16 protein-coding genes are annotated in these 17,795 nt (G+C 60.3%); 11 read left to right on the forward strand and 5 right to left on the reverse strand.

Annotated elements, in window-relative coordinates; all coding sequences use genetic code 11:
- Nucleotides 1–156: 156 nt before the first annotated feature.
- Genes V7773_RS14530 through V7773_RS14540 form a run of 3 tightly spaced genes read right to left on the reverse strand, consistent with a single transcriptional unit; the run spans nt 157 to nt 2,619 of the window.
- The gene (locus V7773_RS14530) at nt 157–924 is read right to left on the reverse strand and encodes a TerB family tellurite resistance protein (protein ID WP_072342471.1); all 768 of its coding nucleotides are present in this window, start codon (nt 922–924) and stop codon (nt 157–159) included.
- A gap of 1 nt (nt 925) precedes the next feature.
- Nucleotides 926–1,597, reverse strand: coding sequence for an N-acetylmuramate alpha-1-phosphate uridylyltransferase MurU (gene murU, locus V7773_RS14535; RefSeq protein ID WP_092146415.1), 672 nt, complete (start codon nt 1,595–1,597; stop codon nt 926–928).
- Complete coding sequence (locus V7773_RS14540) at nt 1,594–2,619, reverse strand: aminoglycoside phosphotransferase family protein (protein WP_063324112.1); 1,026 nt, start codon at nt 2,617–2,619, stop codon at nt 1,594–1,596. The genes murU and V7773_RS14540 overlap by 4 nt, the downstream gene beginning before the upstream one ends.
- Before the next feature lie 130 nt (nt 2,620–2,749).
- On the opposite strand from V7773_RS14540, the gene V7773_RS14545 reads away from it, so the two are divergent.
- The 11 genes from V7773_RS14545 to V7773_RS14595 all read left to right on the forward strand — a co-directional run bounded on the left by V7773_RS14545 (nt 2,750) and on the right by V7773_RS14595 (nt 16,840).
- Nucleotides 2,750–5,548, forward strand: coding sequence for an LPS-assembly protein LptD (locus V7773_RS14545; protein WP_336073969.1), 2,799 nt, complete (start codon nt 2,750–2,752; stop codon nt 5,546–5,548).
- The gene (surA, locus tag V7773_RS14550) at nt 5,529–6,845 is read left to right on the forward strand and encodes a peptidylprolyl isomerase SurA (RefSeq protein ID WP_139197732.1); all 1,317 of its coding nucleotides are present in this window, start codon (nt 5,529–5,531) and stop codon (nt 6,843–6,845) included. Before V7773_RS14545 ends, surA begins: the two co-directional genes overlap by 20 nt.
- Nucleotides 6,842–7,831, forward strand: a complete 990-nt coding sequence (gene pdxA / locus V7773_RS14555) for a 4-hydroxythreonine-4-phosphate dehydrogenase PdxA (RefSeq protein WP_336073971.1) — start codon at nt 6,842–6,844, stop codon at nt 7,829–7,831. Before surA ends, pdxA begins: the two co-directional genes overlap by 4 nt.
- The gene (gene rsmA, locus V7773_RS14560) at nt 7,828–8,646 is read left to right on the forward strand and encodes a 16S rRNA (adenine(1518)-N(6)/adenine(1519)-N(6))-dimethyltransferase RsmA (protein ID WP_336073972.1); all 819 of its coding nucleotides are present in this window, start codon (nt 7,828–7,830) and stop codon (nt 8,644–8,646) included. The genes pdxA and rsmA overlap by 4 nt, the downstream gene beginning before the upstream one ends.
- Nucleotides 8,647–8,762: 116 nt before the next feature.
- Nucleotides 8,763–9,143 (forward strand): Co2+/Mg2+ efflux protein ApaG, encoded by a 381-nt coding sequence (gene apaG / locus V7773_RS14565; RefSeq protein ID WP_003206172.1) that lies wholly within the window; start codon nt 8,763–8,765, stop codon nt 9,141–9,143.
- Complete coding sequence (locus V7773_RS14570) at nt 9,143–10,018, forward strand: symmetrical bis(5'-nucleosyl)-tetraphosphatase (protein ID WP_336073973.1); 876 nt, start codon at nt 9,143–9,145, stop codon at nt 10,016–10,018. The genes apaG and V7773_RS14570 overlap by 1 nt, the downstream gene beginning before the upstream one ends.
- A 32-nt stretch (nt 10,019–10,050) precedes the next feature.
- The gene (gene glpE / locus V7773_RS14575) at nt 10,051–10,380 is read left to right on the forward strand and encodes a thiosulfate sulfurtransferase GlpE (RefSeq protein ID WP_336073974.1); all 330 of its coding nucleotides are present in this window, start codon (nt 10,051–10,053) and stop codon (nt 10,378–10,380) included.
- A 300-nt stretch (nt 10,381–10,680) separates the two neighbouring features.
- Nucleotides 10,681–12,603: a PrkA family serine protein kinase gene (locus V7773_RS14580; protein ID WP_253469928.1), complete on the forward strand. Its 1,923-nt coding sequence runs from the start codon at nt 10,681–10,683 to the stop codon at nt 12,601–12,603.
- Nucleotides 12,604–12,716: 113 nt separating this feature from the next.
- Entirely contained in the window at nt 12,717–13,988 is a 1,272-nt protein-coding gene (locus V7773_RS14585) for a YeaH/YhbH family protein (RefSeq protein ID WP_025215799.1), read from the forward strand.
- A complete protein-coding gene (locus tag V7773_RS14590; RefSeq protein WP_063324107.1) occupies nt 13,985–15,550 on the forward strand; it encodes a SpoVR family protein in 1,566 nt (521 codons plus the stop codon). The genes V7773_RS14585 and V7773_RS14590 overlap by 4 nt, the downstream gene beginning before the upstream one ends.
- 63 nt (nt 15,551–15,613) lie before the next feature.
- Nucleotides 15,614–16,840: a multifunctional CCA addition/repair protein gene (locus V7773_RS14595; protein WP_336073975.1), complete on the forward strand. Its 1,227-nt coding sequence runs from the start codon at nt 15,614–15,616 to the stop codon at nt 16,838–16,840.
- 80 nt (nt 16,841–16,920) lie between these two features.
- Here V7773_RS14595 and folK read toward each other — a convergent pair whose 3' ends face one another.
- Both folK and folB read right to left on the reverse strand, forming a co-directional pair.
- Nucleotides 16,921–17,439 (reverse strand): 2-amino-4-hydroxy-6-hydroxymethyldihydropteridine diphosphokinase, encoded by a 519-nt coding sequence (gene folK, locus V7773_RS14600; RefSeq protein ID WP_057449623.1) that lies wholly within the window; start codon nt 17,437–17,439, stop codon nt 16,921–16,923.
- The gene (folB, locus tag V7773_RS14605; protein ID WP_003206187.1) at nt 17,430–17,783 is read right to left on the reverse strand and encodes a dihydroneopterin aldolase; all 354 of its coding nucleotides are present in this window, start codon (nt 17,781–17,783) and stop codon (nt 17,430–17,432) included. The genes folK and folB overlap by 10 nt, the downstream gene beginning before the upstream one ends.
- Between the last annotated feature and the right edge of the window lie 12 nt (nt 17,784–17,795).

The raw sequence follows: 17,795 nt of genomic DNA on the forward strand, positions 1-17,795 counted from the left end.
ATGTCGGCGCCCACCCTCCTGTGGCGAGGGAGCTTGCTCCCGCTGGAGCGCGAAGCGGTCCCCAAAGCGAGCACTGCGGTTCTTCATAAAGACCCGGACTGCGACTGCTGCGCAGCCGAACGGGAGCAAGCTCCCTCGCCACTGGGGATAGTGGCGCTACCGGAAATTCCGCCGTTCCCGTATCAAGCGATAGGCGTTGTGCAACTCCCGAGTCCTGTCAGTGGCTTCACGCACCTGCAAGGGCGTTGCCCCGCTGCCGGCAATCTTGTCCGGATGGTGGCGACTGAGCAATCGTCGGTAGGCTCGCTTGATCTGCGACGGTTCACTCGTGGCGGAAACGCCCAGCAAACGCAACGCCTCCTGATACGTCACCCCACTGCTGGGCAGCGACAGTTTGTGCGGTTCGTAATCGCTGGCCAATGCCTGGACCTGTTGTTGGGTCCAGCCCAGCCACTTGCCCCACCGGGCAATCAATTCACGCTCGCCGACGCCCGCCTTGCCATCAGCCCAAACCATTCGCCAGCAGGCCCGCAGCACGCCTTCCGCCGCATGCGGCTGGGTGCTGAGGCGGCGCAGATAACCGCGTAGGCGGACATCTCCAGACTTGCCCCGGTTGAATGCAGCGATGGCCCGGCGTTGCGCCGATTCGCTCAGGTCCAGGGCCCGCATTTCCTGGCGAGCCTGTTGGATGTGACCGTCGACCACACGCCCATCGCTTTTCGCCAAACGCCCCAGCAACACAAACAACAGTTCATCGTTGCGCAACGCTGGGCGCCCGCCCAGACGCTCACGAAGCTGCTCCCAGCTTTGCACGTTTAGGCGCCTATCCAACGCTTGTCCTAATAACGCACCAAGCATGGCCCCCGGGATGCTGGCTATGGCAAAGCCCGCCCCGGCTCCAATCAGAGTCCCTGGCCACCACATATCAACCGCTCGCTTCTATCAAGGTTTCGACCTGCGCCAAACGTTCATGGGTGCCGACATCGACCCAATGCCCTTTGAGGTGCTCGCCACTGACGCGTCCCTCGGCCATGGCCGCGCGCAACAGCGGTGCGAGCTTGAACGCACCCTCCGCGCAACCGTCGAACAACCGCGGGTGCAGAACGGCGATGCCGCTATAGGTCAGGTTGTCGGCAGGGGCGTGCCTATCGTGAACCTTTCCGTCGACCAGGACGAAATCGCCGTCTGGGTGATGCTCGGGATTATCGACAAGCACCAGGTGCGCCAACCCTTCGAGCGGCCGGCGCAAAGCGCTGAAGTCGTAGTCGGTCCAGACATCGCCGTTCACCACCACAAACGCTTCATCGCCCAGCAGCGGCAAGGCCCGGAAGATTCCACCGCCGGTTTCCAGCGGCTCGCCTTCAGGGGAAAACCGAATGCTCACGCCAAACCGTGCACCATCCCCCAGGTGATCTTCGATCTGCTGACCGAGCCAGGCGTGATTGATCACGATCTCGGTGAATCCGGCCCTGGCCAGCGCCCGCAAGTGGTATTCGATCAAGGGAACACCACCGACGCGAATCAACGGCTTTGGCGTGGTAAGGGTCAAGGGGCGCATGCGTTCGCCCTTGCCCGCCGCCAGAATCATCGCCTTCATGCCGTTGCTCCAGCCGATTGCCGCAAGCTGCCCAGAAGTTCATCGAGCGGTGCCAGTTCCGGACGGCGGGCAATGACCGCTTCTATATAAGCAAAGAATCGCGGCACATCGCCGAGGTAGCGTGGCTTGCCATCACGATGACAAATGCGCGCGAAGATCCCGATGACCTTTAGATGACGCTGCACGCCCATCAAATCGCTGGCCCGCAGGAAGTCCTCGAGGTCCGGTTGCACGGGAATGCCGAGGGCGCCGGCCTGCTGCCAGTAACTCTCCAGCCAGCCGCGCACGCGCGCCTCGGGCCAACTGAGGAAAGCGTCCTTGAACAGGCAGGTCACGTCGTAGGTAACGGGACCATAGACGGCATCCTGAAAATCCAGCACGCCGGGGTTCGGCACGCTGAGCATCAGGTTGCGTGGCATGTAGTCCCGGTGCACCAGCACTTTGGGCTGGGCCAGGGCGCTGTCGATCAGCAACTCGCTGGCTTGCTGCCAGAGCTGCTGCTGGGCCGAATCCAATTCGATCCCCAGCTCGCGCTTGACGTACCACTCGGGGAACAATTCCAACTCCCGACGCAACAACGCGACATCGTAGCTCGGCAACGGCGCAACCATTGGCAGTTGCTGGAAAGCCAGCAAGGCTTGCAGGGCATCGCGGAATAAATCGTCGGCATTTTCGCCGTTGATCACGTCCAGATAGGTTTGGTTGCCCAAGTCATTGAGCAAAAGAAAGCCGCGCTCGAGGTCTTCAGCATAAATTTTTGGCACGTTAATGCCGGATTTCGCCAGCAAAAAAGCAATATCCACGAAGGGTTTGCAGTTTTCCTGGGGCGGTGGCGCATCCATGACGATCAAACTGCGACCCTCGCCTTCCCAGCGGAAATAACGCCGGAAACTCGCGTCACTGCTGGCGGCGGTCAACGTGGCCGGGGGTACGGGGCCCCAGCCCTGTTGAGTGAAAAGGATCGGCAGTTGTTCATCGAGCCAAACTTTCAGGTGTTGCAAGCGTACATCTTGGTCGGGCATTGCAAGGGTCTCCGACGGCGCTAGCCGTCAAGCGGGTCATGCTTTATTATCCAGCATCTTTTTCAGACCATCGAGAGGCGTGCGGCCCACACCGCGGGCAGATGGCACGCAGGAAGCCCGGACTAATAAGATGGCATTGAAATCCCCCGCGTTTCGTAAAAAATTTCCGTTGCTGGTCACCGGCAGTCTGCTGGCCCTGCAACCCCTGGCCTCTTCATTCGTCGTCGCGGCGCAGCAGTATGACTGCTCCGTCTCCGCTTCGGGTGCCTGGGACTGTGCACCCAAGACACCGGCCGCCGCGTTGCCGCCGCGTCCCGTGCATGACGGCAGTGCGGTTTCCGACAGCGGCGCGGCTCCGGCCGACAGCAGCTCGGGCGAGGAAGCCGGCGAAAAGCCGATGCTCGTTACCGAAGCCAAGGGCCGCGGCCTGAAGTCGCGCAGTGCAGACTACAGTCACCTGGATTGGGTTCCACGGGAGAACCTTACCCCGGCGCAATTGGCTGAAACCGGCCCTTACTGCTCGGGTGCCTATATCGAGCCGACCCGTCCTGGCATGAACGACAAGACGGCCAAGAGCGACGCTCCTACCTTCCTCGGCGCCAAGGCTTCGCGCTATCAACAGGAAGAACAGGTGGCGACGCTGGCCGGCGACGTGGTCATGCGCCAGGGCAGCATGCAGGTCGAGGCCGACGAGGCCAGCCTGTACCAGGCTGAGAACCGCGGTGAGCTGAGCGGTAACGTCCGCGTTCGCGACAACGGTGCACTGATCGTCGGCGACCATGCCGATGTACAGCTGGACACCGGCGAAGCCAAGGTCGACAACGCCGAATACGTGATGCACAAGTCGCGTATTCGCGGTAACGCGCTGTACGCCAAGCGTGCAGAGAATGCGATCATCCGTCTCAAGGACGGTACGTACACCACGTGCGAACCGAACAGCAACGCCTGGACGCTCAAGGGCAACAACATCACCCTGAACCCGGCCACCGGCTTCGGTACCGCGACCAACGTGACGCTGCGGGTCAAGGACTTCCCGGTCCTGTACACACCGTACATCTACTTCCCGATCGACGACCGTCGCCAGTCCGGCTTCCTGCCGCCGACCATCGGCAGCGGCAGCGACACCGGCTTCCTGCTGGTCACCCCGTACTACTTCAACCTGGCGCCGAACTACGATGCCACGTTGTATCCGCGCTACATGGCCAAGCGCGGCCTTTTGATGGAAGGCGAATTCCGCTACCTGACCAAATCCAGCGAAGGTCAGTTCGGTGCTGCGTACCTCAACGACGAGGACGATGAGCGCAGCGGGCAAAGCGACTACGACAAGACCCGCTACATGTATAACTGGCAGCACAAGGGCGGCCTCGACTCGCGCGTGCTGACGGAAGTCGACTACACCAAGATCAGCGATCCGTACTATTTCCAGGACCTTGAAAGCGATCAGATCGGTATCGAGTCCAATGATTACGTCAATCAGCAAGGCGCAGTCAGCTATCGCGGCGACAACTACACGGCACGCGTGAATGCCCAGGCCTATCAGATGGCGACGATTTCGAAAATCACGCCCTATAATCGCCTGCCCCAGATCACCTTCAATGGCTCCCTGCCCGAACATCCGTATGGCCTGTATTTCGAGTACAAGACAGAGTTGGTGCGATTTGATCGTGATTTGCGGACTGGCAACTATACCGATGAGGATGGCAACACCGAACCGTGGCTGGACACCAACGTTCGCGGACTGGCGCGGGCTAACGGCACTCGCCTGAATCTGGCGCCAGTCATGAGCTTGCCGATGGAAGCCACGTACGGCTTCATCAAGCCGTCGCTCAAATACCAATACACCCAATATGATCTGGACCTGGACGGCACTGGCAAATCCCAGATCGCCGCACAGTCCGCCGAGACTGATCGTCTGCGCGGCACGTATAGCGGCAGTCAGAATCGCGGCGTCCCAATCGCCAGCATCGACAGCGGCCTGTACTTCGACCGGGATACCCAGTGGTTTGGTAGTAACTACCGCCAAACCCTGGAGCCACGCCTGTTCTACCTCTATGTCCCAGAGAAAGATCAGAGCGACATTCCGGTTTTCGACACCGGCGAATCCACCTTCAGCTACTCCTCGCTGTTCCGGGACAACCGTTTCTCTGGCTCCGACCGTGTCGGCGACGAGAACAAACTCTCCCTGGGCGTGACCAGTCGCTGGATCCAGGAAAACGGATTCGAGCGCCAGCGCGTCAGCGTCGGCCAGGCCTTTTACTTCAAGGACCGCGAAGTTCAACTGCCAGGCATCGATTTCAATACGCGTGAAGATGCCAAGTCCGACGTATCTCCCTATGCACTGGAGTACGAATTCCGCTGGAACCGCGACTGGCGCACTACTGCTACCTATAACTGGGACCCGGACACCCATAGCCCTCGCTCGGGCAGCGCGATGTTCCACTACCAGCCTGAAGACAACCCGAACAAGGTTATCAACGCCGGTTATCGCTATCGCAACGACCAGGTCCGTTACGACCAGACTACGGGTCAATGGTCCGTGGGCGGCGGCGACTACGGCACACCGGGCACACCGGGCTACGTGAAGGACTACTACAAGATCAAGCAGCACGACTTCTCGGTCATCTGGCCAGTCGTGCCGCAGTGGAACCTTATCAGCCGCTGGCAGTATGACTACAACCGCAACCGTACCCTGGAAGCCTTCGGTGGTTTCGAATACGACAATTGCTGCTGGAAACTGCGCCTGATCAACCGTTACTGGGTCGACTACGAAGAGTTCAGTCAAGCCGCCCCGGAAAACGAAAAAGGCGACCACGGCATCTTCCTCCAAATTGTTCTGAAGGGACTCGGCGGCCTGACCGGCGCCAAGGTAGAGAGCTTCCTCGACAAAGGCATCCAAGGTTATCGTGAACGTGAAGACCAAGCTTTCTGATTGTCTGCGCCCGCTGATGCTGGGCGCGCTGTTCCTGGGTACCGCGGCCAACGCCGCGGTACAGTCCATCGACAAGGTAGTGGCCATCGTCGACAACGACGTGGTCATGCAGAGCCAGCTGGACCAGCGCGTCCATGAAGTGCAGCAAACCATCGCCAAGCGCGGCGGAGGCCTGCCGCCTCCGGGCGTGCTGGACCAGCAAGTGCTCGAACGCCTGATCGTCGAAAACCTGCAATTGCAGATCGGCGAACGTTCCGGCATCCGCATCACCGATGAAGAACTGAACCAGGCCGTCGGCACCATTGCCCAGCGCAACAACATGAGCATCGACCAGTTCCGCGCCGCCCTGGCTCGCGACGGCCTCTCCTACGAGGACGCCCGTGATCAGATCCGCCGCGAAATGGTCATCAGCCGTGTGCGTCAGCGCCGTGTGGCCGAACGCATCCAGGTGTCGGAGCAGGAAGTGAAAAACTTCCTCGCCTCGGACCTGGGCAAGATGCAGCTTTCCGAAGAGCTGCACTTGGCGAACATCCTGATTCCGACCCCGGAAAGCGCCAACTCCGAAGCGATCCAGAGCGCTTATCGCCAGGCAATGGATGTCTACCAGCAACTCAAGCAAGGCGCTGATTTCGGTCAGATGGCCATTGCCAAGTCGGGCAGCGACAACGCCCTGGAAGGCGGTGACATGGGCTGGAGAAAACCCGCTCAACTGCCGCCTCCGTTCGACCGTGAACTGAGCGCCATGGCCGTGGGCGACATCACCCAGCCAGCACGCACCCCTGGCGGCTTCATTATCCTGAAAGTGCTGGAAAAACGCGGTGGCGGAACCCAGGTCCGTGACGAAGTGCATGTTCGCCACATCCTGATCAAGCCAAGCGAGATTCGCAGCGAAGCCGAGACCAAGCGCCTGGCGGAGAAACTCTACGACCGCATTGAAGCGGGCGAAGACTTTGCTGAACTGGCGAAGAGTTTTTCCGAAGACCCGGGCTCGGCCCTCAACGGCGGCGACCTGAATTGGGTTGACCCCAATGCACTGGTTCCCGAATTCCGCCAGGTCATGGCTGACACGCCGCAAGGCCAGTTGTCCAAGCCGTTCAAGAGCCCTTATGGCTGGCACGTGCTGGAAGTCCTTGGCCGCCGCGCCACTGACAGCACCACCCAGGCTCGCGAACAGCAAGCAATGACTGTCTTGCGCAACCGCAAATACGACGAAGAGCTGCAAACCTGGCTGCGTCAGATTCGCGACGAAGCCTACGTTGAAATCAAACTTCCTGGTGCAGACCAGGCAGCGCAGTGAAACCCAAGCGTTTCGCGCTGACCCCCGGCGAACCAGCCGGCATCGGTCCCGACCTGTGCCTGCTGCTCGCCTCGCAAGCCCAGCCACATCCCCTGATTGCCATCACCAGTCGCGACCTGCTCCTTGAGCGGGCCGCGCAACTGGGGCTGGCCGTCAATCTGTTGCCCGTGACACCGCAGGCCTGGCCGGACGTCCCGGCGCCCGCCAACAGCCTGTATGTCTGGGATACGCCCCTGGGCGCTCCGGTCGTCACAGGGCAGTTGGACAAGGCCAACGCCGCGTTCGTCCTCGAGACCCTGACCCGCGCCGGCCAGGGCTGCCTGGACGGTGCGTTCGCCGGCATGATCACCGCACCGGTGCACAAAGGCGTGATCAACGAATCCGGGATTGCCTTTTCCGGGCACACCGAATTCCTGGCGGACCTGACCCACACCGCGCAAGTGGTGATGATGCTCGCTACCCGCGGACTGCGTGTGGCCCTGGTGACCACTCACCTGCCCTTGCGGGACGTCGCCGACGCCATCATCCCGGAACGTCTGGAGCGGGTCACGCGCATCCTGCACGCCGACTTGCAGGAAAAATTCGGCATCGCCCGGCCGCGCATCCTCGTTTGCGGGCTCAATCCCCACGCGGGTGAAGGCGGACACCTGGGCCGTGAAGAAATCGACATCATCGAACCCACCTTGGAGCGCTTGCGCAGCGAGGGCATGGACCTGCGTGGCCCGCTGCCTGCCGACACTCTGTTCACCCCAAAATATCTGGAGCACTGCGACGCGGTGCTGGCGATGTACCACGACCAGGGCCTGCCCGTGCTGAAGTACAAAGGTTTCGGCGCGGCGGTCAACGTGACGTTGGGCCTGCCGATCATCCGCACCTCCGTGGACCATGGCACTGCCCTGGACCTGGCCGGCAGCGGCAAGATCGATACCGGCAGCCTGCAAGTCGCACTGGAAACCGCCTACCAGATGGCCGAGACCCATTTATGACCGAGCAATACCAACACCGCGCGCGCAAGCGTTTCGGCCAGAACTTCCTGCATGACGCCGGCGTGATCGATCGCATCCTGCGTTCGATCCGGGCCAAGCCCGACGACCGCCTGCTGGAAATCGGCCCAGGCCAGGGCGCCCTGACCGAGGGCCTGCTCGACAGCGGCGCGCAACTGGACGTGGTGGAACTGGACAAGGACCTGGTGCCGATCCTCAACCAGCAGTTCGCCGGCAGGAGCAATTTCAGCCTGCACCAGGGCGACGCGCTGAAGTTCGACTTCAATAGCCTGAACGCTGCACCGAACAGCCTGCGGGTGGTGGGAAACCTGCCGTACAACATCTCCACGCCGCTGATCTTCCACCTGCTGAGCAACGCCGGCCTGATCCGCGACATGCACTTCATGCTGCAAAAAGAAGTGGTCGAGCGCCTCGCCGCCGGCCCGGGCGGTGGTGACTGGGGTCGCCTGTCGATCATGGTCCAGTACCATTGCCGGGTCGAACACCTGTTCAACGTAGGCCCGGGCGCGTTCAACCCGCCGCCGAAAGTCGACTCGGCCATTGTCCGCCTGGTGCCCCATGCCGTCCTGCCGCACCCGGCCAAGGATCATCGCCTACTGGAGCGGGTGGTACGCGAAGCGTTCAACCAGCGCCGCAAAACCTTGCGCAACACCCTGAAACTATTGCTCAGCAGCACCGAAATCGAAGCCGCCGGCGTCGATGGCAGCCTGCGCCCAGAGCAGTTGGACCTGGCAGCGTTCGTGCGCCTGGCCGACAAACTCAGTGAACAGGTCGTCCCGCAAGTCGACGCCAACTGAACGGGTGACGATCGCTATCGGGCAGTACGCCAGTCTGGTCTACTACCCGATACTTGGCCTAGACTGATCTCCTGAGTCGCGCCCGCGTCCCGCTTCGTTTTTAAGGCCTTATTTGCATGTCTGATCCTCGCTACCAGGTCGACGTCAGCGTCACCACCCGTTTTCTGGCAGAACAGTCGCAACCCGAGCATGACCGCTTCGCTTTCGCCTACAGCATTACCGTGCGCAATAACGGCTCCTTGCCGGCCAGGCTGCTGTCACGGCATTGGATCATCACCGACGGCGATGGCCATGTCGAAGAAGTGCGTGGCGAAGGTGTGGTCGGCCAGCAGCCGTTGATCGATGCAGGCAAGAGCCACAGCTACAGCAGCGGCACGGTGATGACGACCAAGGTCGGCACCATGCAGGGCACCTACCAGATGCTGGCCGAGGACGGCAAACGCTTCGACGCCGTCATCAAACCCTTTCGCCTGGCCGTGCCCGGAGCCCTGCACTAATGGCCACGTATGCGGTCGGCGACCTGCAAGGCTGCCTCGACCCGCTCAAATGCTTGCTGGAGCGCGTTGCTTTCGATCCTCAAAAAGACACGCTGTGGCTGGTGGGCGACCTGGTCAACCGTGGCCCGCAGTCCCTTGAGACGTTGCGCTTTCTCTACAGCATCCGCCAGTCGCTGGTGTGCGTGCTCGGTAACCACGACCTGCATCTGCTGGCTGCCTGGCAGAACATCGAGCGCCTGAAAAAGTCCGACACCTTGAGCGAAATTCTCGACGCCCCCGATTGCGTTGAACTGCTGGAGTGGTTGCGCCAGCAGAAGCTCATGCACTACGACGAGGCGCGCCACCTTGCACTGGTCCATGCCGGCATCCCGCCCCAGTGGTCCCTGCGCAAGGCGCTCAAGTGCGCTGGAGAAGTCGAACAGGCATTGCGTGACGACAACCTGTTCGCCCCCTACCTGGACGGCATGTACGGCAACGAGCCGGTCAAGTGGGACAACGACCTCACCGGCAGCGCTCGTCTTCGCGTCATCACCAATTATTTCACGCGCATGCGCTTCTGCACCCGCGACGGCAAGCTCGATCTCAAGGGCAAGGAAGGTATCGAGACGGCGCCGCCCGGCTATGCCCCCTGGTTCAAGCACAGTGAGCGCAAGACCCGTAACCTGAAGATCATTTTCGGGCACTGGGCCGCACTCGGCGGCCAATCCGACGAACCCGGCGTCTTCGCCCTCGATACCGGTTGCGTGTGGGGCAGTGCCATGACCCTGATGAACGTCGACACTGGCGAGCAACTGCATTGCGATTGCGATGAACAGGGCCACGCCAAAACCCATCACCCGACCACTGCACCATTGCCGGCCGGCACTGCCGTTTGACCGGCGTTGCGCTTCAGCTACAGGAGCCCCTCATGAGCGAATTCAAACGCATCCCCCCGGAACAGGCCCAGGCCCTGCGCCAGCAAGGCGCGGTCGTCGTCGACGTCCGCGACCCAGCCACTTTTGCCGCTTCGCATATCAGTGGCTCCCAGCATCTGGATAACCATTCCATCGCTGACTTCATCCGTGCCGCCGACCTCGATGCGCCGACTGTCGTGGTCTGCTATCACGGCAACTCCAGCCAGAGCGCAGCCGCCTATCTGGTCAGCCAGGGCTTCAGCGACGTCTACAGCCTGGACGGCGGCTTTGAGTTGTGGCGTGCGACTTATCCTTCAGAAACAGCGCAAGACAATCACGAATAATTTTTTATGCCGTCCAAGCCCGCGTGAACCGTGGGCTTGAGCGATGGCAGACGAACGGTCTGCCATAACTAATTACGTATTCCACCTTTACCTCCGCGATTCCGAACTATCCTTAGCCTCAGGCCATCCAAAACAGGGGAGAGCCGGTACACCGGCGCGCGGGTCATCGGGAGTCAGCTTTCAAGAGCCTGCATGCTTGAAAGCATTCTGGGGGGTAAAACGGCAACTGGGTTCCCAGCGGCTGTCCAGCATCGACTGATTGATCCGACACCGGCTCCACGTATCGAGCGAGGTGACGTCATGAGCATTTTTAGCCACTTCCAGCAACGTTTCGAGTCCACGCGGCAAGAGGAATACTCGCTGCAGGAATACCTCGAACTCTGCAAGCAGGACCGCAGTGCCTATGTGTCGGCTGCGGAGCGTCTGTTGCTGGCCATCGGAGAACCGGAGCTGCTGGATACCTCGACCAACTCGAGGCTCTCGCGCATCTTCTCCAACAAGGTGATTCGCCGCTATCCGGCCTTTGCGGACTTCCACGGGATGGAAGAATGCATCGAACAGATCGTGTCCTATTTCCGCCACGCCGCCCAAGGCCTGGAAGAGAAGAAACAAATCCTTTATCTGCTCGGCCCCGTGGGTGGTGGTAAATCGTCCCTGGCCGAGAAGCTCAAGCAACTGATCGAAAAAGTGCCCTTCTATGCCATCAAGGGCTCGCCGGTGTTCGAATCGCCTCTAGGGCTTTTCAACGCCACTGAAGATGGCGCGATCCTTGAGGAAGACTTCGGCATTCCACGCCGCTATCTCAATACCATCATGTCGCCATGGGCCACCAAGCGCCTGGCCGAGTTCGGCGGTGACATCAGCCAGTTCAAGGTGGTCAAGCTCTACCCATCGATCCTCAACCAGATCGCGGTGGCCAAGACCGAACCGGGTGACGAAAACAACCAGGATATTTCCGCCCTGGTGGGCAAGGTCGATATCCGTAAACTGGAAGAATTCCCACAGAACGACGCCGATGCCTACAGCTATTCGGGTGCGCTGTGCCGGGCCAACCAGGGCCTGATGGAATTCGTCGAAATGTTCAAGGCGCCCATCAAGGTGCTGCACCCGCTGCTGACCGCCACTCAGGAAGGCAACTACAACAGCACCGAGGGGCTGGGGGCCATTCCGTTCACCGGCATCCTGCTGGCCCACTCCAACGAATCGGAATGGCATACCTTCCGCAACAACAAGAACAACGAGGCCTTCATCGACCGGATCTACATCGTCAAGGTGCCGTACTGCCTGCGAGTGAGCGATGAGGTGAAGATCTACGACAAGCTGCTGTTCAACAGCTCGCTGTCCAAGGCCCATTGCGCACCCGACACCCTGAAGATGCTTGCCCAGTTCACGGTGCTGTCGCGCCTCAAGGAACCGGAAAACTCCAACATCTATTCGAAGATGCGCGTGTACGACGGTGAAAACCTCAAGGACACCGATCCGAAGGCCAAGTCGATCCAGGAATACCGCGACAATGCGGGGGTTGACGAAGGGATGAACGGGCTGTCCACACGCTTCGCGTTCAAGATCCTGTCCAAGGTCTTCAACTTCGACCCTCACGAGATCGCGGCCAACCCGGTTCATCTGCTGTATGTGCTGGAACAGCAGATCGAGCAAGAGCAATTCCAGGCCGAAACCCGCGAGCGCTACCTGCGTTTCCTCAAGGAATACCTGGCCCCGCGCTACATCGAGTTCATCGGCAAGGAAATCCAGACGGCGTACCTGGAGTCCTACAGCGAGTACGGCCAGAACATCTTCGACCGCTACGTGCTGTACGCAGACTTCTGGATCCAAGACCAGGAATACCGCGACCCGGAAACCGGCGAAATCCTCAATCGCGTGGCCCTCAACGAGGAACTGGAAAAAATCGAGAAACCGGCGGGCATCAGCAATCCGAAGGACTTCCGCAACGAGATCGTCAACTTCGTATTGCGCGCCCGGGCCAACAACAACGGCAAGAACCCAACCTGGCTCAGCTATGAAAAGCTGCGGGTGGTCATCGAGAAGAAAATGTTCTCCAACACCGAAGACCTGCTGCCAGTCATCAGCTTCAACGCCAAGGCCAGCAAGGAGGACCAGCAAAAACACAACGATTTCGTCACACGCATGGTCGAACGTGGCTATACCGACAAACAGGTACGACTGCTCTCCGAGTGGTATCTGCGGGTCCGGAAATCGCAGTAAGCAGCGGCAAGCTTCTAGCTACAGCCTGTAAGGGAACGGCGTTGAGCCCATGGCTCGACGCCACGCCCCTTGCAGCTTGAGGCTTACGACTTGAAGCTCCCCCGGAGGGGCCTATGAGCTATGTGATCGACCGACGCCTTAATGGCAAGAACAAGAGCACGGTGAACCGCCAGCGGTTTCTGCGGCGTTACCGTGATCACATCAAGAAGGCCGTCGAAGAGGCGGTCAGCCGGCGTTCCATTACCGATATGGAACACGGCGAACAGATCAGCATCCCCGGTCGCGACATCGACGAGCCGGTGCTTCACCATGGTCGCGGTGGCAAACAGACCGTCGTGCACCCCGGCAACAAGGAATTCACCAGTGGCGAGCACATCCCCCGTCCCCAGGGCGGAGGCGGCGGCAAGGGACCCGGCAAGGCCGGCAACTCCGGCGAAGGCATGGATGAGTTCGTGTTCCAGATCACCCAGGAGGAATTCCTGGAGTTCATGTTCGAGGACCTGGAGCTGCCGAACCTGGTCAAGCGTAACCTGACCGGCACCGACACCTTCAAGACCGTGCGTGCCGGTATCAGCAACGAAGGCAATCCATCACGCATCAACATCATCCGCACCCTTCGCTCAGCCCACGCCCGGCGTATCGCGCTGTCGGGCAGCAGCCGGGCAAAACTACGCGAGGTGAAGGAAGAACTGGCCCGCCTGAAACGCGAAGAACCCGACAATTTTGGCGACATCCAGGACCTTGAAGCGGAAATCGAGAAACTCAGCGCCCGCATCCATCGCGTACCGTTCCTCGACACGTTCGACCTCAAGTACAACCTGCTGGTGAAACAGCCAAACCCCAGCTCCAAGGCGGTGATGTTCTGCCTGATGGACGTCTCCGGCTCCATGACCCAGGCCACCAAGGACATCGCCAAGCGCTTCTTCATCCTGCTGTACCTGTTCCTGAAACGGAACTACGACAAGATCGATGTAGTGTTCATCCGCCATCACACCAGCGCCCGGGAAGTGGACGAAGAGGAATTCTTCTATTCCAGGGAAACCGGCGGCACCATCGTCTCCAGCGCCCTGAAGCTGATGCAGGAAATCATGGCCGAGCGCTACCCCGCCAACGAATGGAACATCTATGCAGCCCAGGCGTCGGACGGTGACAACTGGAACGACGATTCACCGATCTGCCGTGACATCCTGATCAACCAGATCATGCCGTTCGTCCAGTACTACACCTACGTGGAAATTACTCCACGCGAACACCAGGCCTTGTGGTACGAATACGAACGGATTGCCGAAGCTTTTTCCGACACATTTGCCCAACAGCAATTGGTCTCGGCCGGGGATATCTACCCGGTCTTCCGTGAACTCTTCCAGCGCAGGTTAGTGACATGACCGCCAAAAAAGAGCAGAAGCGCCAGCCTATTTCCACCGGCTCCGAATGGACATTCGAGCTGATCAAGGCCTACGACCGCGAAATCAGCCGTATCGCGGACCGTTATGCCCTCGACACCTACCCGAACCAGATCGAGGTGATCACCGCCGAGCAGATGATGGACGCCTACGCGTCGGTCGGCATGCCGCTGGGCTATCACCACTGGTCCTACGGCAAACACTTCCTCAGTACCGAGAAATCCTACAGCCGGGGCCAGATGGGGTTGGCCTATGAGATCGTCATCAACTCCGATCCCTGCATCGCCTACCTGATGGAAGAAAACACCATCTGCATGCAGGCCCTGGTGGTGGCGCATGCCTGCTATGGGCACAACAGCTTCTTCAAGGGCAACTACCTGTTCCGCACCTGGACCGATGCCAGCTCGATCATCGATTACCTGGTGTTCGCCAAGCAGTACATCATGCAATGCGAGGAGCGCCATGGTATCGACGCGGTGGAGGACCTGCTGGACTCCTGCCACGCCCTGATGAACTACGGCGTGGACCGCTACAAGCGGCCGTATCCGATTTCCGCCGAAGAAGAACGTCGGCGCCAGAAGGATCGCGAAGAGCACCTGCAAAAACAGATCAACGACCTGTGGCGCACCATTCCCAAAGGTGCAGACAAGTACAACGAAAAAGACAATGCACGGTTCCCTGCCGAGCCCCAGGAGAACATTCTCTATTTCATTGAAAAACATGCGCCGCTGCTGGAGCCGTGGCAGCGGGAAATCGTGCGCATCGTGCGCAAGATCGCCCAGTACTTCTATCCACAGCGCCAAACCCAGGTCATGAACGAGGGCTGGGCCACGTTCTGGCACTACACGCTGATGAACGACTTGTACGACGAGGGCCTGGTCACAGACGGCTTCATGATGGAGTTCCTGACGTCCCACACCAGCGTGGTGTTCCAGCCTGGCTTCGACAGCCCGTACTACAGCGGTATCAACCCTTACGCACTGGGCTTCGCCATGTACCGCGACATCCGGCGCATGTGCGAAAACCCCACCGAGGAAGATCGTCGCTGGTTCCCGGAAATTGCCGGCTCGGACTGGTTGTCCGCCATTAAATTCGCCATGAGCAGCTTCAAGGACGAAAGTTTCATCCTGCAGTACCTCTCGCCCAAGGTGATCCGCGACCTGAAACTGTTCAGCATCCTCGATGACGATCAGAAAGATGACCTGCTGGTACCTGCCATTCACGATGAGGGCGGCTACCGCATCATTCGCGAAACCCTGGCGGCGCAGTACAATCTGGGCAATCGCGAACCCAATGTGCAGATCTACAGCATTGACCGCCGCGGGGATCGCTCGCTGACCCTGCGGCACCAGGCACACAACCGCAAACCCCTGGGCGACTCCACCGACGAAGTGCTCAAGCACCTGCATCGCCTCTGGGGTTTCGACATCCACTTGGAAACCCTGCAAGGCGACCAGGTGATGAAAACCCATCACGTCCCCCCCAGAGGCGAACAAGCCGAAGGAGACTACGGTCGCCTGGACCTGGCCGTCATTCATCTTTGATCCCGTTTTCGCCTCCGGATGTCCGACGCACAGGTTATCCTGTCGGACCAACGGAGGTTTTTTATGCAGATCTATAAAGTCGGCGGCGCCGTTCGCGACCGCCTGCTAGGCATTCCCGTCACCGACATCGATCGGGTCGTGGTGGGTGCCACCGCCGAGGAAATGCTCGCCAAGGGGTTTCGCCCGGTGGGAGCCGATTTTCCGGTATTCCTAGACCCAAAGAGCGGCGAGGAGTACGCCCTCGCCCGCACCGAACGCAAGAGCGGCCGAGGCTATGGCGGCTTCGTGTTCCATGCAAGCCCTGAAGTGACCCTGGAGCAGGACCTGGTTCGCCGAGACCTGACGATCAACGCCATGGCCGAAGATGACCATGGCAACCTGACCGATCCGTACCACGGCCAGCGCGACCTGGAAGCCCGGGTGCTACGCCACGTTTCCCCCGCTTTCGCCGAAGATCCGCTCCGAGTCCTGCGGGTTGCCCGCTTCGCCGCGCGTTATGCTCCGCTGGGTTTCAAGGTGGCGGACGAAACCCTTGAACTGATGCGCCAACTCAGCGAGTCCGGCGAGCTGGAAGCACTGACGGCCGAGCGCAGTTGGAAAGAAATTTCCCGCGCCCTCATGGAAAAACAGCCGCAGGTATTTATCCAGGTCTTGCGCGACTGCACGGCCCTCAAGGTCCTGATGCCAGAGGTCGATGCGCTGTTTGGCGTACCCCAGCCTGAAGCCCATCACCCGGAAATCGACACTGGCGTCCATACCCTGAGCGTGCTGGAACAAGCCGCCCTGCACCAACAACCGCTGACAGTCCGCTGGGCCTGCCTGCTCCATGACCTGGGCAAAGGCCTGACGCCCCAACACGAATGGCCACGACACATCGCCCATGAGCACACGGGGCTGAAGCTGATCAAAGCGGTCAACGAACGCTTCAAGGCGCCCCGCGACTGTCAGGAATTGGCGTTACTGGTAGGCCAATACCACACCCATGGTCATCGCGCGCTTGAGCTCAAGGCGTCCACTTTGCTTGAGCTGCTGCAGAGTTTCGATGTGTACCGTCGTCCTCAGCGCTTCGAGGAATTCATCGCAGCCTGTGAGATGGATGCGCGGGGGCGCAAAGGGCTTGAAGACAGAAGTTATCCACAGGCTGATTATTTGCGGGGCGCAGCGGCAGCAGCCCGCGCAGTGGCGGTGCAGCCCTTGCTGGAGAAAGGCTTCAAGGGACCGGAGCTGGGTGAGGCGATCAAGCGCGAGCGGCTCAAGGCGTTGAAGGCCTATAAGGAGGTGGCGAGCTGACGGGCGTTTTCAGGTCAGTTCGCATTCCGGCCGGATGTAACACCGCCATCGCGAGCAGGCTCGCGATGACGGCAGGCGCCTCACAGCAGATTCGATGGCGTAAGCTGCTGGCCACGCCATTCGAAAGCCACTGGCGCCAGCACCTGGTCGATCTGCGATTCTTCCCACAAAGTGGCGAAGCTTTTGCCGACGCCTGGGTGAATCCGATCCGGCGCGATCAACGACAAAGGCCATAGGACGAAGGCGTTCTTGAGGATTTCCGCGCGCGGCAAGATCAATCCATCGAAGTTGCCGACCTGTTCGCCATACAACAACACGTCGATATCCAGCGGCAGCCCCTTGCGGTCCGGCGCATAGCGACCGTTGTCCGCCTCGATGAACTTGAGACGACGATCCAGCTCCATCAGCGGCAGATCCGTGAAGGCCGAGACGACGAAATTGAAGAATGGCCCGCTCTTGATACCCACCGGCTGGCTCTCGAACACGGCCGAACAGCGGATGTCCACCAGGAAACCGGCCAAGGCTTCAAGACCGGCGCACAGATGGGTTTCGCGCTCGATATTGCTGCCGAGCCCGAGAAAAACCTGAGTCAGCGACATCCGCGCTCGATCTCCACACCAACGCCGCTGGCCGCCGGTACGGCGCCAGGCTTGGTTAATTTCAGACGCAGCCAGGTGATCTTGAACTCATCCATGAGCTCCTGGGCCAGTCGCTCGGCAAAGGTCTCGACCAATTGGAACTGCGCCTGCTCGGCAAATGCCTGGATGCGCGACGATACGCTGGCGTAGTCGAGTGCCAGGGTCAGGTCGTCGCCCGCGGCGGCCGGACGGTTGTCCCAGGCGAAGCTCAGGTCAAGCCGCAGGCACTGTCGGATGCCTCGCTCCCAGTCGTAGGCCCCGATTACCGTGTCGACTTCCAGGCCCTCGATAAACACTCTGTCCAAGCACTCTTCTCC

Origin of the sequence: Pseudomonas sp. 3JA (assembly GCF_036961705.1) — a bacterium.
GTDB classification, from domain to species: domain Bacteria; phylum Pseudomonadota; class Gammaproteobacteria; order Pseudomonadales; family Pseudomonadaceae; genus Aquipseudomonas; species Aquipseudomonas fluorescens_Q.

Bases quoted from the DNA above. Each gene is read 5' to 3' on its own strand.
- V7773_RS14570 (WP_336073973.1), top strand. From the start codon at position 9,143: ATGGCCACGTATGCGGTCGGCGACCTGCAAGGCTGCCTCGACCCGCTC.
- V7773_RS14585 (WP_025215799.1), top strand. From the start codon at position 12,717: ATGAGCTATGTGATCGACCGACGCCTTAATGGCAAGAACAAGAGCACG.
- V7773_RS14580 (WP_253469928.1), top strand. From the start codon at position 10,681: ATGAGCATTTTTAGCCACTTCCAGCAACGTTTCGAGTCCACGCGGCAA.
- folK (WP_057449623.1), bottom strand. From the start codon at position 17,439: ATGTCGCTGACTCAGGTTTTTCTCGGGCTCGGCAGCAATATCGAGCGC.
- apaG (WP_003206172.1), top strand. From the start codon at position 8,763: ATGTCTGATCCTCGCTACCAGGTCGACGTCAGCGTCACCACCCGTTTT.
- V7773_RS14590 (WP_063324107.1), top strand. From the start codon at position 13,985: ATGACCGCCAAAAAAGAGCAGAAGCGCCAGCCTATTTCCACCGGCTCC.
- V7773_RS14545 (WP_336073969.1), top strand. From the start codon at position 2,750: ATGGCATTGAAATCCCCCGCGTTTCGTAAAAAATTTCCGTTGCTGGTC.
- murU (WP_092146415.1), bottom strand. From the start codon at position 1,597: ATGAAGGCGATGATTCTGGCGGCGGGCAAGGGCGAACGCATGCGCCCC.
- rsmA (WP_336073972.1), top strand. From the start codon at position 7,828: ATGACCGAGCAATACCAACACCGCGCGCGCAAGCGTTTCGGCCAGAAC.
- V7773_RS14530 (WP_072342471.1), bottom strand. From the start codon at position 924: ATGTGGTGGCCAGGGACTCTGATTGGAGCCGGGGCGGGCTTTGCCATA.
- V7773_RS14595 (WP_336073975.1), top strand. From the start codon at position 15,614: ATGCAGATCTATAAAGTCGGCGGCGCCGTTCGCGACCGCCTGCTAGGC.
- glpE (WP_336073974.1), top strand. From the start codon at position 10,051: ATGAGCGAATTCAAACGCATCCCCCCGGAACAGGCCCAGGCCCTGCGC.
- V7773_RS14540 (WP_063324112.1), bottom strand. From the start codon at position 2,619: ATGCCCGACCAAGATGTACGCTTGCAACACCTGAAAGTTTGGCTCGAT.